16 protein-coding genes are annotated in these 15,719 nt (G+C 71.2%); 9 read left to right on the forward strand and 7 right to left on the reverse strand.

Going from position 1 to position 15,719, the window contains the following annotated elements:
• Positions 1-82: 82 nt before the first annotated feature.
• From tilS to folE, 4 genes are all read left to right on the forward strand, one after another.
• Positions 83-1,096 (forward strand): tRNA lysidine(34) synthetase TilS, encoded by a 1,014-nt coding sequence (tilS, locus tag OG393_RS17380; protein ID WP_327375566.1) that lies wholly within the window; start codon positions 83-85, stop codon positions 1,094-1,096.
• A 41-nt stretch (positions 1,097-1,137) separates the two neighbouring features.
• Positions 1,138-1,677 (forward strand): hypoxanthine phosphoribosyltransferase, encoded by a 540-nt coding sequence (gene hpt, locus OG393_RS17385; protein ID WP_132917781.1) that lies wholly within the window; start codon positions 1,138-1,140, stop codon positions 1,675-1,677.
• 159 nt (positions 1,678-1,836) lie between these two features.
• Complete coding sequence (gene ftsH, locus OG393_RS17390) at positions 1,837-3,867, forward strand: ATP-dependent zinc metalloprotease FtsH (RefSeq protein ID WP_327375567.1); 2,031 nt, start codon at positions 1,837-1,839, stop codon at positions 3,865-3,867.
• Positions 3,868-3,952: 85 nt separating this feature from the next.
• Positions 3,953-4,558, forward strand: coding sequence for a GTP cyclohydrolase I FolE (gene folE, locus OG393_RS17395; protein ID WP_327375568.1), 606 nt, complete (start codon positions 3,953-3,955; stop codon positions 4,556-4,558).
• 87 nt (positions 4,559-4,645) lie between these two features.
• Here the strand turns inward: folE and OG393_RS17400 are convergent, their stop codons facing one another.
• From OG393_RS17400 to OG393_RS17425, 6 genes are all read right to left on the reverse strand, one after another.
• Positions 4,646-5,128: a DUF3180 domain-containing protein gene (locus tag OG393_RS17400; protein ID WP_327375569.1), complete on the reverse strand. Its 483-nt coding sequence runs from the start codon at positions 5,126-5,128 to the stop codon at positions 4,646-4,648.
• Between the two features lie 72 nt (positions 5,129-5,200).
• Entirely contained in the window at positions 5,201-5,800 is a 600-nt protein-coding gene (gene folK / locus OG393_RS17405; protein ID WP_327375570.1) for a 2-amino-4-hydroxy-6-hydroxymethyldihydropteridine diphosphokinase, read from the reverse strand.
• Entirely contained in the window at positions 5,797-6,156 is a 360-nt protein-coding gene (gene folB, locus OG393_RS17410; protein WP_327375571.1) for a dihydroneopterin aldolase, read from the reverse strand. Before folB ends, folK begins: the two co-directional genes overlap by 4 nt.
• Before the next feature lie 204 nt (positions 6,157-6,360).
• On the reverse strand, positions 6,361-6,819 hold the full coding sequence (locus tag OG393_RS17415) for a nuclear transport factor 2 family protein (protein WP_327375572.1): 459 nt from the start codon (positions 6,817-6,819) through the stop codon (positions 6,361-6,363).
• A complete protein-coding gene (gene folP / locus OG393_RS17420; protein WP_327375573.1) occupies positions 6,816-7,676 on the reverse strand; it encodes a dihydropteroate synthase in 861 nt (286 codons plus the stop codon). Before folP ends, OG393_RS17415 begins: the two co-directional genes overlap by 4 nt.
• A gap of 184 nt (positions 7,677-7,860) precedes the next feature.
• On the reverse strand, positions 7,861-9,717 hold the full coding sequence (locus OG393_RS17425; RefSeq protein ID WP_327375574.1) for a phosphatidylglycerol lysyltransferase domain-containing protein: 1,857 nt from the start codon (positions 9,715-9,717) through the stop codon (positions 7,861-7,863).
• A 169-nt stretch (positions 9,718-9,886) separates the two neighbouring features.
• Between OG393_RS17425 and OG393_RS17430 the strand changes: the two genes are divergently transcribed.
• On the forward strand, positions 9,887-10,999 hold the full coding sequence (locus tag OG393_RS17430) for an alpha/beta hydrolase (RefSeq protein WP_327375575.1): 1,113 nt from the start codon (positions 9,887-9,889) through the stop codon (positions 10,997-10,999).
• Here the strand turns inward: OG393_RS17430 and OG393_RS17435 are convergent.
• Positions 10,986-12,104: an ABC transporter ATP-binding protein gene (locus OG393_RS17435; RefSeq protein WP_327375576.1), complete on the reverse strand. Its 1,119-nt coding sequence runs from the start codon at positions 12,102-12,104 to the stop codon at positions 10,986-10,988. The two genes, OG393_RS17430 and OG393_RS17435, sit on opposite strands and share 14 nt — an antisense overlap.
• Before the next feature lie 141 nt (positions 12,105-12,245).
• Between OG393_RS17435 and OG393_RS17440 the strand changes: the two genes are divergently transcribed.
• From OG393_RS17440 to OG393_RS17455, 4 genes are all read left to right on the forward strand, one after another.
• Entirely contained in the window at positions 12,246-12,932 is a 687-nt protein-coding gene (locus OG393_RS17440) for an ABC transporter permease (RefSeq protein WP_327375577.1), read from the forward strand.
• A gap of 1 nt (position 12,933) precedes the next feature.
• Positions 12,934-13,596 (forward strand): ABC transporter permease, encoded by a 663-nt coding sequence (locus tag OG393_RS17445; RefSeq protein WP_327375578.1) that lies wholly within the window; start codon positions 12,934-12,936, stop codon positions 13,594-13,596.
• Positions 13,597-13,627: 31 nt separating this feature from the next.
• The gene (locus OG393_RS17450) at positions 13,628-14,590 is read left to right on the forward strand and encodes an ABC transporter substrate-binding protein (RefSeq protein WP_327375579.1); all 963 of its coding nucleotides are present in this window, start codon (positions 13,628-13,630) and stop codon (positions 14,588-14,590) included.
• A 119-nt stretch (positions 14,591-14,709) separates the two neighbouring features.
• Positions 14,710-15,693 carry a hypothetical protein gene (locus OG393_RS17455; RefSeq protein WP_327375580.1) on the forward strand — a complete coding sequence of 328 codons (984 nt, stop codon included), beginning with the start codon at positions 14,710-14,712 and terminating at the stop codon, positions 15,691-15,693.
• Positions 15,694-15,719 lie beyond the last annotated feature (26 nt).

Consider the following 15,719-nt stretch of genomic DNA (forward strand, 5'->3'; position numbering starts at 1 on the left):
CACTCTGAGTGACCGAACCCCCCCTTTCGACCGTTAACACACCGACCGAGGCACCCCACATCCTTCACGAAGGGCACCGGACATGGGTCCCCATCCTGCGGTCGCGGCGATACGCCTGGCGGTCCGCCGCGTACTCCACGACATCCTCACCGAACACGACGCCGACACCGGCGCGCCCGAGACCGAGCCCCTGGTGCTCGTCGCCTGCTCCGGCGGCGCCGACTCCATGGCGCTCGCCTCCGCGCTCGCCTTCGAGGCCCGCAAGCTGCCTCTCCGTGCCGGCGGCATCACCGTCGACCACGGCCTCCAGGACGGCTCCGGCCAGCGCGCCGCCGAGGTCGCCGGCCGCATGGCCACGCTCGGACTCACCCCCGTCGAGTCCCTCACCGTCACCGTCGGCCGTGCGGGAGGCCCCGAGGCCGCCGCCCGGGACGCCCGCTACGCGGCCCTCGACGACGCCGCCGAACGCCACGGCGCCACCGCCGTCCTGCTCGGCCACACCCGCGACGACCAGGCCGAGACCGTCCTCCTCGGGCTCGCCCGAGGCAGCGGCATCCGTTCCCTCTCCGGCATGGCCGCGGTCTCCGGCACCTCCCGCCGCTACCGCCGCCCCTTCCTCGAACTGGACCGGCAGACCGTCCGCAGGGCCTGCGTCGCCCAGGAGCTCGCCGTCTGGGACGACCCCCACAACACGGACCCCGCCTACACCCGCTCCCGGCTGCGCCACGAAGGGCTCCCCGCCCTCGAGAAGGCTCTCGGCAAGGGCGTCGTCGAAGCCCTCGCCCGCACGGCCCGGCTCTCCCGCGACGACGCCGACGCCCTCGACTCCTGGGCCGCCGACGCCGAAGCCTCCGTGCGCGACGAGACCGGCCGCCTCGCGTGCGACAAGCTCCACGGGCTGCCCGCCGCCGTCCGCCGCCGCGTGCTGCGCCGCGCCGTCATCGCCGTGGGCGCCCCCGCGGGCTCCCTCTTCGCCCGCCACATCGAAGAAGTCGACCGGCTCGTCACCGGATGGCGCGGCCAGGGCGCCATCAATCTGCCCGGCCGCGTCGAGGCACGCCGGCAGGGTGGCAGACTGGTCATCCGGCAAGGCTGACGCACGCTGCAACGAAAGTGACCCGGGTGAACGAGAAGGACATGGGCACCGACCTCAAGTCGGTGCTCATCACCAAGGAAGAGATCGACGCGAAGCTGGCCGAGCTGGCCGCGAAGATCGACGCGGAGTACGCGGGCAAGGACCTGCTCATCGTCGGAGTCCTCAAGGGCGCCGTGATGGTGATGGCGGACCTGGCACGCGCCCTGTCCACCCCCGTCACCATGGACTGGATGGCCGTCTCCTCCTACGGCGCCGGCACCCAGTCCTCCGGTGTCGTCCGGATCCTCAAGGACCTGGACACCGACATCAAGGGCAAGCACGTCCTGATCGTCGAGGACATCATCGACTCCGGCCTGACGCTGTCCTGGCTGCTGTCGAACCTCGGCTCGCGCGAACCGGCCTCCCTGGAGGTCTGCACCCTCCTGCGCAAGCCCGACGCCGCCAAGGTCGCCATCGACGTCAAATGGATCGGCTTCGACATCCCCAACGAGTTCGTCGTCGGATACGGCCTGGACTACGCCGAGAAGTACCGCAATCTCCCCTTCGTCGGCACCCTGGCCCCCCACGTCTACGGCGGCTGACACCCTCGGCATCCGGGGAACCAGCACCGCCTTCCCGCCGTTGGAGCAAGGGAAGGCGGCCGCCGGTCACGATGCTGGGGTACCGTCCGAAGAACAGCTTTTTCTCACAGCGGCATTTACCTACGGGCAGGAGGGACGGAGCGAACTCGCTCCGTATGGATGGACGTGAAGCGATACTTCCGTGGGCCGGTCATGTGGATCGTGCTGGCCGTCCTCGCCGTGGTCGTGCTGATGCAGGTCGTCGGCTCGTCCGAGGGCTACAAGACGGTGGACACCAGCAAGGTCGTCCAGGCCATCAACGACAAGCAGGCCAACCAGGTCAAACTGACGACCGGTGACGAGCAGGTCATCAAGGTCGAGCTGAAGAAGGACGCCGACAAGGACAAATACGGCGGCAGCACCAAGATCCAGGCCAGCTACATCGGTGACCAGGGTGCCAACCTGACCACCACGCTCCAGGAGCAGTCCGCGTCCGGCGCGCTGGACAAGGGCTACACCGTCTCCCCCGAGCGCCAGAGCCCGTTCCTGTCGATCCTGTTCTCGCTGCTGCCCTTCGTCCTCATCGTCCTCGTCTTCCTCTTCCTGATGAACCAGATGCAGGGCGGCGGCTCCCGAGTCATGAACTTCGGGAAGTCCAAGGCCAAGCTGATCACCAAGGACACCCCCAAGACGACCTTCGCCGACGTAGCCGGCTCCGACGAGGCCGTCGAGGAACTCCACGAGATCAAGGAATTCCTCCAGGAGCCCGCCAAATTCCAGGCGGTCGGCGCCAAGATCCCCAAGGGCGTGCTGCTCTACGGCCCGCCCGGAACCGGCAAGACCCTCCTCGCGCGCGCCGTCGCGGGCGAGGCCGGCGTGCCCTTCTACTCGATCTCCGGGTCCGACTTCGTCGAGATGTTCGTCGGCGTCGGCGCCTCCCGGGTCCGCGACCTCTTCGAGCAGGCCAAGGCGAACGCCCCGGCGATCGTCTTCGTCGACGAGATCGACGCCGTCGGACGCCACCGCGGCGCCGGACTCGGCGGCGGCCACGACGAGCGCGAGCAGACCCTCAACCAGCTCCTCGTGGAGATGGACGGCTTCGACGTCAAGGGCGGCGTCATCCTCATCGCGGCCACCAACCGGCCCGACATCCTCGACCCGGCGCTGCTCCGCCCCGGCCGTTTCGACCGGCAGATCGCCGTCGACCGTCCGGACATGCTGGGCCGGCTGGAGATCCTCAAGGTCCACCAGAAGGGCAAGCCGGTCGCGCCCGACGTCGACCTCGGCGCGGTCGCGCGGCGGACCCCCGGCTTCACCGGTGCCGATCTCTCCAACGTCCTGAACGAGGCGGCGCTCCTCACCGCCCGCTCGGACAAGAAGCTGATCGACAACCACTCGCTGGACGAGGCGATCGACCGTGTGGTCGCGGGCCCGCAGAAGCGGACCCGGATCATGTCGGACAAGGAGAAGAAGATCACCGCGTACCACGAGGGCGGTCACGCCCTGGTCGCCGCGGCCTCCCCGAACTCCGACCCGGTCCACAAGATCACCATCCTGTCCCGCGGCCGGGCCCTGGGCTACACCATGGTCCTCCCGGACGAGGACAAGTACTCCACCACCCGCAACGAGATGCTCGACCAGCTGGCCTACATGCTGGGCGGACGCGCGGCGGAGGAGCTCGTCTTCCACGACCCGACCACGGGCGCCGCGAACGACATCGAGAAGGCCACGACCACCGCCCGCGCGATGGTCACGCAGTACGGCATGACCGAGCGGCTCGGCGCCATCAAGTTCGGCGGCGACAACACCGAGCCGTTCCTCGGCCGCGAGATGGCGCACCAGCGCGACTACTCCGAGGAAGTCGCCGCACTGGTCGACGAAGAGGTCAAGAAGCTCATCGAGACCGCCCACAACGAAGCGTGGGAGATCCTCGTCGAGAATCGGGACGTCCTCGACAACCTCGTCCTCCAGCTCCTGGAGAGGGAGACGCTGGGCAAGGAGGAGATCGCCGAGATCTTCGCCCCCATCGTCAAGCGCCCGGCCCGCCCCGCGTGGACCGGTTCGGCCCGCCGGACGCCCTCCACGCGTCCGCCGGTGCTCTCCCCCAAGGAGCTGGCCCTGACGAACAGCGCCAACGGCAGCAACGGCGCGACCCCGGTCGACACCACCAAGGCGATCGAGGTCGCCCCGGAGGAGACCCCGGAGTCCTGACCCGGAATGGAAGCCGCGCCCCCCAGGTTTTAGCCTGTGGGGGCGCGGCATTTCGCGTACTCAGGGCATACGGAACGAGGCACAGATGACCGACCCGGTGACGCTGGACGGCGAGAGCACGATCGGCGAGTTCGACGAGAAGCGTGCTGAGAACGCCGTGCGGGAGCTCCTCATCGCGGTCGGCGAGGACCCGGACCGTGAGGGCCTCAAGGAGACGCCGGCGCGTGTCGCGCGCGCGTACCGGGAACTCCTGGCGGGGATGAGGCAGGACCCCGAGGACGTCCTCACGACGACGTTCGACCTGGGACACGACGAAATGGTGCTGGTGAAGGACATCGAACTGGTGTCGTTCTGCGAGCACCACCTGCTCCCGTTCCACGGAGTCGCCCACGTGGGCTACATCCCGGCGGACACGGGCAAGATCACCGGCCTTTCCAAGCTCGCCCGCCTCGTCGACGTCTTCGCGCGCCGTCCGCAGGTCCAGGAGCGGCTCACCACGCAGATCGCCGATTCGCTGATGCGTATCCTCGAAGCGCGGGGGGCGATCGTCGTGATCGAGGCCGAGCACATGTGCATGTCCGTGCGCGGCATCCGCAAGCCGGGGGCCAAGACGACGACCTCGGCGGTCCGCGGTCAGCTGCGTGACGCCACGACGCGCGCCGAGGCCATGGCCCTGATACTGACGCGTTAGGGCTGTCGGCGGCCTTCGGCCGGCAGCGCGCGCGCCAAGGGCCCGGGGTGTTGACCGGGCCCGGTCAACAGGCCATCCGACAGGCTCTCAGGCGGCCGGGGTGGGGCCCTTGGTGCCGTCGTCCTCGGGGAGTCTGCAGACCCGCTCCAGGAAGAGGGCCGCGGCGATGACGGCGGCCCCCGCCAGGACCGAGAAACCAGCGTAGATCGCCTGGTCCCGGCGCGCCGGGACGTCCAACGAGCCGAGCAGGAAGACGCCCACGCCGCCGTACATCCCGGCGACGAGGGCGGCGACGAGCGCGCTGGCCTGGCCGAAGACCACGGCGCGGGCCGCCATGAGCGGTTCCACGCCCTTGGCGCCCGGCCGGCGCTCGCGCTGGGCCCTCAGGCGGGACCGGAGGGACAGTGCCGTGGCCGACAGCACGGCGGCGATGGCCGCGAGCACGATGGGCGCGGCCAGAGGCACGCTCGGCAGGGTGCCCACGGAGTCCCAGAGCCTGGCACCGCCCCAGGAGAGGACTCCGGCCACGACGAAGAGTCCGGCGAGCACCTTGAGCCGCAGTTGTTTCACCGGGTGTCCTTCGCGTGGTCGGAGCCGTCGGGGCCGTCGTCTGTCTCTGATGATCTCCGATGAGACTAACGACTACTCGGGCAGACGGAGTTCCAGATCGGCGCGTGGCACGACACCCTCGCGGCCGAGGGAGGCGAGCAGTTCGGTGACGGAGCCGTGTCCGGGGATGCGTGCCTCGGGGTCCACGTCGTGCCAGGGGGCCAGGACGAAGGCACGCTGGTGGGCTCGTGGGTGGGGGAGGGTGAGCACGGGGTCGTCGGAGACGATGTCGGCGTAGGCCACGATGTCGACGTCGATGGTGCGGGCGCCCCAGCGCTCCTCGCGGACGCGGTGGAATGCCTCTTCGACGGCGTGGGCCCGCTCCAGCAGGGAGGAGGGCGGCAGGGTGGTCTTCACGAGGGCGACCGCGTTGAAGTACGAGGGCTGGGAACCGGGCTCGACGCCCCAGGGCTCCGTCTCGTAGACCGGGGAGACGGCTTTGACCCGGACCCCGGGGGTGTCCTCGAGGGCGTCCACGGCGCCCTGGAGGGTCTCCAGCCGGTTGCCGAGGTTCGCGCCGAGGGCGATGACGGCCCATTTGGGGTTGGAGAGGGTGATGTCGGCCGCGTCGACGGCCTCGACGACGGACGCCGGTACGGGCTGCACGGTGGGATCGCTGTGCGTGGCTTTCATACTCGGCTCCGGGTGATGGTGATGGTGACGTCGTCGAAGGGGACCGTGATGGGCGCGTCGGGCTTGTGGACGACGACTTCGACCTCCTGGACGCCGTGGTGCTTGAGGCACTGCTGGGCGATGCGCTCGGCGAGCGTCTCGATGAGGTCCACCGGCTCGCCCTGCACCACGTCGACGACCTCTTCGGCGACGACGCCGTAGTGGACGGTCTTGGTCAGGTCGTCCTCGGCGGCCGCGGGACGGGTGTCCAGGCCGAGGGTGAGGTCCACGATGAAGGTCTGGCCTTCCTCGCGTTCCTTGGGGAAGACGCCGTGGTGTCCTCGGGCCTTGAGGCCGCGCAGCGCGACACGGTCCACGGGGGTTCCTCCTGCTGTCGTAGTTCCGGGGGCCACGCAGCCGGGATGCGGACGGCCGGGTGTCCTCGTTCGAATCTACCTGCGGGCACCGACAGCTCTTGCCCGTGGGGGGCGCGAGACAGGGGCCACACCGGTCGGGTGCGGCCCCTACCCAGGCCAGGGGGTTCCAATCCCCCCGGCCACCCGAAAGGAGCAGGGCTTCGGTCAGGCGTGGGGTTCCTCGTCGTCGTCCTCGCCGGATTCGGCGAGGACGGGGGAGCCGTGGTGGGACCAGAGCTTCCATCCGTCGGATGTGCGACGGAACACGTTGGTGGCGACGACCAGCTGGCCGACGAGGGGGCCGAGCTCGGCGCCGTCCTCGGCCGGGCCGCCGCTGAGGATGTTCTCGGTGCAGGTGGCGACGGCGATGTCGGCGCTGAGGGCGACCTTCACATCGGTGAGGAAGAACTGGATGTACTCGGTGTTCGCCATGATCAGGGCGTAGGAGCGGAGCACGTCGCCGCGGCCCGTGAGGACGGGCCAGCCGGGATGGACACAACTGACGGAGGTGCTCCCGTCGTCGAGCCAGAGGTCGGAGATCTCCTCGAAGTCGCCGCGCTCCAGCGCTTCGTAGAAGGCGGTGTTGGCGGCTTGGACGGCCTCGGTGTCGGTCCGGTGGGTCACGCGGCTCCTTCGACGGCTCGGGCGACCCGGACGGCGTCGGCGGTGGCTCTGACCTCGTGGACGCGGACCGCCCAGGCGCCTTCGTGGGCGGCGATGGCGGAGACGGCGGCCGTGGCGGCGTCCCGTTCGCGGGCGGGCGGGGGGGTGGTGCCCTCGCGGGCGAGGACGTGTCCGAGGAAGCGCTTGCGGGACGCGGCGACGAGGAGCGGGCGGCCGAGGGCGCGGAGCCGGGGGAGGTGGGCCACGAGGGCGAGATCGTGGGGGGCGAGCTTGGCGAAGCCGAGGCCGGGGTCGAGGACGATCCGCTCGGGGGCGACACCGCCCTCGACGACGGCTTCCAGACGGTGGCGCAGTTCGGTGAGGACCTCGGTGACGACGTCGTCGTAGACGGCGAGGCTGTTCATGTCCCGGCTGAAGCCGCGCCAGTGCATGACGACGAAGGGGACTTCGGCGGCGGCGACGGCGGGGACCATGCCGGGGTCGGCGAGTCCGCCGCTGACGTCGTTGACGAGGGTGGCGCCGGCGGCGACGGCCGCGTGGGCGACCGAGGCGCGCATGGTGTCGACGGAGACGGTGACGCCTTCGGCGGCGAGGCCACGCACGACGGGCACGACACGGCGGAGTTCTTCCTCCTCGTCGACCCGGGTGGCGCCGGGGCGGGTGGACTCGCCGCCGACGTCGACGAGGTCGGCGCCTTCGTCGACGAGGTGGAGGCCGTGTTTGACGGCGGCGGTGGTGTCGAACCAGCGTCCGCCGTCGGAGAAGGAGTCCGGTGTCACGTTCACGACTCCCATGACCGCGCAGCGGTCCCACTCCGGCAGGCCCCGGGCCGTGCCCCGTCCGCTCAGCGTACTCATGGGTCCAGCCTAAGGGCTGTCCCGTGCTCCCCGGCGGGCGTCGGCCGGGCTCTTACGTCCGGGCTCTTCGTCCGGGACCCCTCGGTGGTGGCTCGCGGGGGTGGCGCCGACGCGGCGCCGGAGGGCACGGCCCGGTGCGGTCGTGCCGGGACGCGCGGTGGCGTCCCGGCCGGAGGAGGCGAGATCAGGCGGCGTGGGCCGTGTGGCGGTCGCCGGTGACGGCGCCGGTGTCGATGACGTGGGGGCAGGGGCGCGTGGCGGCGGTACGCCGGGAGAGGGGGAGGGGCGTGCGGAGGTTCACGAAGCCCTCGGCCTGCAGGGCGGCGAGACCGATGCGGGGGAGGTCGCGGCTCTTGCGGTAGACGACGAACCGGGGTTCCCAGTGGGGCCGGAACTTGGCGTTGAACTTGTAGAGGGACTCGATCTGGAACCAGCGGGAGAGGAAGACGAGGAGTCCGCGCCACAGACGCAGGACGGGTCCGGCGCCGATCTTCTCGCCACGGGCCAGCGCCGAGCGGAACATGGCGAAGTTGAGGGAGACGCGGGTGATGCCGAGGCGGGGGGATTCCTGGAGGGCGGCGACGATGAGGAGTTCGTTCATGCCGGGGTCGGCGGACCGGTCGCGCCGCATGAGTTCGAGGGACATGCCGTCGGGGCCCCAGGGGACGAAGTGGATGACGGCCTTGAGGTCGCCGTGGGAGTCGTCCGCCTCGTCCGGCCGGTCGGGGTCGTGCCGGTGGGCGGTGGCGATGACGGCGTCGCCGTCGGCGGCGTCGCCGATGCGGCCGAGGGCCATCGAGAAGCCGCGCTCGGTGTCGGTGCCGCGCCAGTCGGCGGCGGCCTGGCGGATCTGTTCGAGTTCGGTGTCGGAGAGGTCGCGGACGCGGCGGACCCGGGTGGTGTAGCCGTTGCGCTGGATCCGTTTCACCATCTGGCGGACGTTGCGCATGGCGCGGCCGGTGAGGGAGAAGCCGGCGACGTCCACGATGGCCTCGTCGCCGAGTTCGAGCGCGTCGAGACCGGTCTCGCGGGTCCAGACCTCGCCGCCGGTCTCCGAGCAGCCCATGACGGCGGGGGTCCAGGAGTGGGCCTTGGCTTCGTCCATGAAACGTTCGATGGCGCCGGGCCATGCCTCGACGTCGCCGATGGGGTCGCCGCCGGCGAGCATGACTCCGGAGACGACGCGGTAGCAGACGGCGGCCTTCCCGCTGGGGGAGAAGACGACGCTCTTGTCGCGGCGAAGGGCGAAGTGGCCGAGTGAGTCGCGGCCGCCGTGCGTGTCGAGCAGGGCGCGCAGGCGGGTCTCGTCGTGCGGGGTGAGGCGGGCCGCGGGGTGTTCGGGCCGGAGGGCGAGGTAGATGGTGGTGAGCGCGGTGAGCATGCCGAGGGCGCCGAGTGAGTAGCCGACGGTCCAGTCGACGTCACCGGTGTATCCGACGGGACCTTCGATGCCGAGGAGTCCGCAGAGGACGTGCTCGAGGCGCTCGGTGAGGCCGGGGTCGCCGAGGGTGCGGCGGGGGTGGGCGCTCACGATGACGAGGCCGAGGCCGAGGGAGCCGGCGCCCATGAGGACGAAGTTGGCGACGGCGCGCCAGCGGCTGCGCGGGTCGGGGAGGGCGGCGAACTCGCCCCGGTGGCGCAGCAGAAGCGCGAGGAGGGCGAGGGAGAGGAGGACGCCGAGGACGGAGTGCCGCCAGGCGAACTGGGCGACGGCGCCGAGGGGCAGGAGGACGACGGCGGCTCGCCAGGCGCGGCGCTTGTTGCGTTTGAGGCCGTGGGCGAGGAGGAGGAGCAGGACGCCGGCGCTGAGGGAGAGGGCCGCGGAGAGCGGCCCGAGGGTGCCGGGGAGGATCTCGGCGAAGGCGTGCATCCGGCTGGTGCGGAACCGGGGGAAGACGCCGGCCGCGATGTCGATCAGGCCGATGAACGAGCAGGCGGTCCCGACGAGGGAGGGGACTTTCTCGGGGCGGGGTCCTCGGAGGATTCGGCGTATCCGAACCGGAACCGATCGTGATTTGTCCCCATCTACCGTGACAGACATCGCTTCCCGTGCTTCCCGTGGCTTCGCGAGGGTTTCCTGAACGCGGCGGGCCGGGCGGGTGGGTCGTGCGGCGGGCCTGCCGGAGGTCGTGCGCCTTCTAGGACGGCGCCGCGGGACGGCGGGTTCATCCGCGTACGGGAAATTCTCACGGAAGAAGCTCAAAGGACTCATGGGTCTCACCAGCAACGTTGTTCTGGGTTCGGCGGCCGTGCTGGCCGTGGTGCTGTTCGCCCTGACGGTCCGGTGGTGGCCGCGGCTGGCACGCGGAGGCCCGCGAGCGGTTCTGGGGCGGGTGGGGATGCTGCTCGCGACGCAGCTGGCGCTGTTCGTCGCGGTCGGTCTGGCCGCGAACAAGTCCTTTCTCTTCTACGGCTCCTGGGCGGACCTGCTCGGCTGGGAGCGGCAGCCGGGTGTGGTGGTGGACCACTCGGCGGGTTCGCGGCGGGTCAGTGTCGTGGGGACGCGGGGGGTGGACGTGCCGGGGGGCGGCCGTCCCGCGGTGGGCGGGCAGATACAGGAGGTGGTGGTGGCGGGGGAGAAGTCGGGGATCGCCTCTCCGGCGTTCGTGTACCTGCCGCCGGAGTACTTCCAGGAGGGGTACGCGCGGAGCCGCTTCCCCGTGGTGGTGGTCCTGACGGGGTACCCCGGGACGGCGGAGAACCTGCTGAAGGGCCTGCGGTATCCGCAGACGGCGTCCGGGCTGGCGAAGGACGGCAAGACGCAGCCGATGGTGCTGGTGATGCTGCGTCCGACGGTGGCACCGCCGCGGGACACGGAGTGCGTGGACGTGCCTGGGGGCCCGCGGACGGAGACCTTCTTCGCCGAGGACCTGCCGGCGGCGGTGTCGGAGACGTACCGGGTGGGGACGGGAGCACGGAACTGGGGAGTGATGGGGAACTCGACCGGCGGGTACTGCGCGCTGAAGCTCGCGCTGCACCATCCGGACCGGTTCGCGGCGGGTGCGGGGCTCTCGGCCTACTACCGGGCGGCGGAGGACCTCACGACGGGCGACCTGTTCCACGGCGACGAGGCGGCGCGTAGGCGATCGGACCTGTTGTGGAGCCTCGGGCACCTGCGGCAGGGGAGGTCGTCGTTCCTGGTGACGACGTCGAAGCGGGGTGAGGGGAATCTGAAGGGGACGCTGGACTTCGTCGCGAAGGTGAGGACACCGGCACGGGTCTCCTCGATCACGCTGAACAGCGGCGGCCACAACTTCAACACCTGGCGTCGGGAGATCCCGCCGGCGCTGGAGTGGATGAGCGGTCGGCTCAGCGCCGGCTGAGAGGGTCCTCGGCGGGCCGGCCGGGTGCGGCGGCGGGGCCGTCGGGCGAGGTCGGGCCGGCGGGGCGCGGCTGGGCGCGTCGGAGTGCGCGGTGCACGCCGGCCGGGGTGAGGACGCCCGCGTACCGTCCGCCGTCGGCGGGGTCGGTGACGGGGAGCCGGCCGGTGTCGCCGCGGAGCAGGACGGCCAGCGCGTCCTTGAGGGTGGTGCCGAGGGGGACGGCCGCGGGGCCGGTGCCGTCGCGGCCGGTGGGCCGGTCGTCGGCGTCGAGGACGACCGCGCCGGGGGCGGCGGGCGCCGTGGTGTTCCCGTCGGCGCGCAGGACGGGGGCCTCTTCGAGGTCGGCGCGGTCGACGGTGGTGACGGACAGTCGTTTGAGACTGCGGTCGGAGCCGACGAAATCGGCGACGTAGGGCGTGGCGGGGGCGCCGAGGACGGTGGCCGGCGTGTCGAACTGCTCGATGGTGCCGTGCCCGTAGACGGCGATGCGGTCGCCGAGACGGACGGCCTCGTCGAGGTCGTGGGTGACGAGGAGGACGGTCTTGCGGACCTGGGACTGGAGGCGCAGGAACTCGTTCTGGAGGTGCTCGCGGACGACGGGGTCGACGGCACCGAACGGTTCGTCCATGAGGAGGACGGGCGGGTCGGCGGCCAGAGCGCGGGCCACGCCGACGCGTTGGCGTTGTCCGCCGGAGAGCTGCTCCGGGTAGCGGTCGCCGTACTTCCTGGGGTCGAGCCCGACGAGGTCGAGGAGCTCGGCGGCTCGGGCGCGGGCCTCGGCCCGGGGGGTGCCGAGCAGGTGGGGGACGGTGGCGGTGTTGTCGAGGACCGTCTTGTGGGGAAAGAGGCCGACCTGCTGGATGACGTAGCCGATGCGGCGTCGCAGCCGGACGGGGTCGGTGGTGGCTATGTCCTCGCCGTCGAGGAACACGCGGCCCTCGGTGGGTTCGATGAGGCGGTTGACCATCTTCATGGTGGTGGTCTTGCCGCAGCCGGACGGGCCGACGAGCGTGATGAGTTCACCCTCGGCCACCTCGAAGGAGAGGTCGTCGACGGCGGTGGTGCCGTCCGCGTACCGCTTGGTGACGTGTTCGAACCGGATCATGGTTCACCATTGTGGCCTCTTCCGTCCGGTCGTGGCGAAGGGCGTGCCGCCGTGGGGGCGGGACGCTTCGGGGATTGTCGGTGTCGGAGGCTAGGGTCGGGGTCATACGTTCGTTCGGGACCAGCGTGACGGGGGAGGCTCATGGCTGCGGCGAACTGTCTGGTGTCGAACGACTGGATCTGCGGGGAGTACCTGCGGACCCGTGGCACGGAGCTGACGGAGGCGACGCTTCAGCACGTGGGCATCACCGTCGTGTCGGTGGTGCTCGGGCTGTGCGCGGCCTTTCCGCTGGCGCTGCTCGCGCGGGCCCGGCCGCGGCTCGCGGGACCGGTGCTGGGGCTGACGACGCTTCTCTACACCGTTCCGTCGCTGGCGATGTTCTCGCTGTTGCTGCCGTTCTTCGGGTTGTCGACGGCCCTGGTGGTGACGGGGCTGGTGCTGTATTCGCTGACGATCCTCGTGCGGAGTGTCCTGGCCGGACTCGACGCCGTGCCCGCGGAGGCGCGGGAGGCCGCGCGGGGGATGGGATACGGCGCGGGGCGGATGCTGTGGGAGGTCGAACTGCCGCTGGCGTTGCCCGCGTTGATGGCCGGAGTGCGGATGGCGACGGTCTCCACGATCGCGTTGACGACGGTCGGGTCGATCGTGGGGCGCGGCGGTCTCGGCAATCTCATCGAGGACGCGCTGCCCACGTTCTTCAAGGCGCAGGTACTGGCGGCCTCGGTGCTGTGCGTGCTGCTCGCCGTCGTCGCGGACCTGCTGCTGCTGGGGGTGCAGCGGCTGCTGACGCCGTGGACCCGGATACGCGCCGGCGCGGGAGGCGGGTGACGTGGGGGTGCTGACGGATGCCTGGGGCTGGCTGAACACCGGGGCCAACTGGTCCGGTGAGGGCGGAGTGTGGCACCGGCTGGGCGAGCACGTGTACGTGAGCGGGGTGGCGCTGGCGCTGGCCTGTGCGCTGGCCTTGCCGCTCGGGCTGTTCCTCGGGCACCTGGGCCGGGGTGGCGCGGTCGCCATCAACGTCTCCAACGCGGGGCGGGCGGTGCCCGTCTTCGCCGTGCTGGCCCTGTTCATGGTGTCGCCGCTGCGCAACGCCGGGTACGTGCCGACCGTGATCGCGCTGGTGCTCTTCGCGGTGCCGCCGTTGCTGACCCACGCCTATGTGGGCGTGCGGGAGGTGGACCGTGCGGTGGTCGAGGCCGCGCGGGGGATGGGGATGTCGGGCGGTCAGCTCTTCCGGGGGGTGGAGCTGCCGCTGGCCCGTCCGATGCTGATGGCCGGGCTGCGCTCGGCGGCGGTGCAGGTGGTGGCGACGGCGACCATCGCCGCGATGGTCGGTCAGGGCGGCCTCGGCCGGATCATCACCGCCGGGTTCAACACGTACGACACGCCTCAGGTGGTCGCGGGCGCGCTGCTCGTGGCGGTGTTGGCCCTCCTGGTGGAGGCGCTGCTGGTGGGGGCGGACAGACTGCTGGGGCGCAAGGCCCCGTGACGACCGGAACGACGAAGGAAAGGGTGATCTCGTGAGCAGGACCTCGCGCATCGCGGGTGCGGTGCTGGGCGTGACGGCGCTGACCGTCTCGCTCGCCGCGTGCGGCGGCGACAGTCTGGAGGAGGGCGGCACCGGAGGGTCGGGCGAGAAGGGCTCGCTCGTCGTCGGCGCCGCCGCGTTCACCGAGTCGAAGGTGCTGGCGGAGCTGTACGCGCAGGTGCTGGAGGACGCCGGATACTCGGCGAGCATCACCACGGTGAAGAACCGTGAGCTGTACGAGCCGTCGCTGGAGAAGGGCGAGATCGACATCGTCCCGGAATACGCGGCGACGATCGCGGAATTCCTCAATGCCAAGGTGAACGGGCCGAAGGCACCGGAGGAGAAGCCGGTCGCCTCCGGTGACGCCGCCGCCACCGTGGCGGAGCTGAGGAAGCTGGCCGAGCCGCGCGGGCTGAAGGTGCTCGCGTTCGGCGAGGCGGTCGATCAGAACGCCTTCGCGGTGTCGAAGGAATTCGCCGAGAAGAACAAGCTGACGAGTCTTTCGGATCTCGGCCTGGCGAAGCTGAAGGTGAGGATCGCGGCCGGTGACGAATGCGAGGTCCGGCCTTTCTGCGCGCCCGGCCTGAGGAAGACGTACGGGATCGACGTCGCCGGGATCGACCCCAAGGGCGTCGGGACGCCGCAGTCCAAGCAGGCGGTGAAGGACGGCGTGGACCAGCTGGTGCTGACCACTACGACGGACGCGACGGTGGAGAGTTTCGGACTGGTCTTCCTGACCGACGACAAGAAGCTCCAGAACGCCGACAACGTGCTGCCGGTGGTGCACGCGAAGGATGCCGGATCTCCTGAGATAGCCACCGCTCTGGACAAGGTCACCAAGGCGCTGACGACGGCGGATCTCGCCGAACTGAACCGCAAGGTGGACGCGGAGCGGGCGAAGCCCGAGGACGTCGCGAAGGCGTATCTGGAGGCGAAGGGGCTGATCGGGAAGTAGCGGTCCGGTGAGGGGAGTAGGTCCGGCCCCGGGCGCGTTCGGGACCGGGGGCGAGAAGTGGCCAAGAGATTGCCGGGCCTGCCCCCCACACGGCGCCTACGCACGGTAAATTTCAGGCCATGCCACGTGGACGCCACCGCCATTCACCTCCTCTGCACAAGCTTCTGCCGCCTTCCGCGGTCGCCGGAGCGTCGGTCGTCTGTGCCGCGGGCGCCTGGTTGCTCGCCGATCCCGTGGCGCTGCGGGTGCTCGTCGCCGCCGCGGCGGGCGCCGCGGTCGTCGGCGCCGTCATGATGCGCAGCTGGGACCGCGGTGCCGGCCGCCAGGTCGCCGAGCTGGCCCGGGCGCGGACCGCGGACCAGTGGAAGACCGAGGAACGGATAGCCGAGCTCGAGTCCGACATCGAGGAGTCCCGCGAGCTGCGCGCCAAGCTCGACGCGAAGCTGCGCGCGAAGCGGGTCGAGCTCGCCGGGCTGCGCAACGAGCACGCCGAACTGCTGCGCCGTTACGCCACCGCCGAGACCGAGCGGGCCAGTGCCCTGGAGGGCCGCCGCCGGCTCGCCCTGGAGACGTCGTCCCCCGCGAAGGAGCTGCCGGCCGCCGGAGCCACGCCGACGCCGGCCGCGTACCGTCAGGCAGCCGAGGCGCTGCGCGGCCTGACCCGCAACGCCGCCGCCCAGCAGGCCCGACGGACCGCCGAGGCGGCCCGCAGCCGCGATCTGGCCGAGCGTGCCCGGGAGACGGAGGAGCCGCAGGGGAAGCACGCGGCGGTCGCCGGGACCGAGCCCCAGGCTCGTCCGTCGATCGCCGCCGTACCTCCCGTGCGGGCGATTCCGGCCGCGGCCGCGATCGTCCCCTATGCCCGCCGTCCGGCCCCGCGCCCCGAGGGAGGCTTCGACTTCTTCGGCATGCAGAAGGCGACGGCCGCGATCGAGGCCGTCCAGGACGCGGACCTGGCCGACGTGGTCGGCGAGGAGGCGCTGGCCGACGCCGCGCGCCCCGGGCCCGAGCGGCGGGCCATCGGTCAGGTCATCGACCTGACCGCGCACGACGAGACCGAGCAGATCGACGTGGCCCGGCTGCGCGGAGCCGTCAGCTCCTGAGCTTCCGGGCCGGGACCGACGCGGCC

It is taken from the genome of Streptomyces sp. NBC_01216 (assembly GCF_035994945.1).
Taxonomy (GTDB): Bacteria; Actinomycetota; Actinomycetes; order Streptomycetales; family Streptomycetaceae; genus Streptomyces.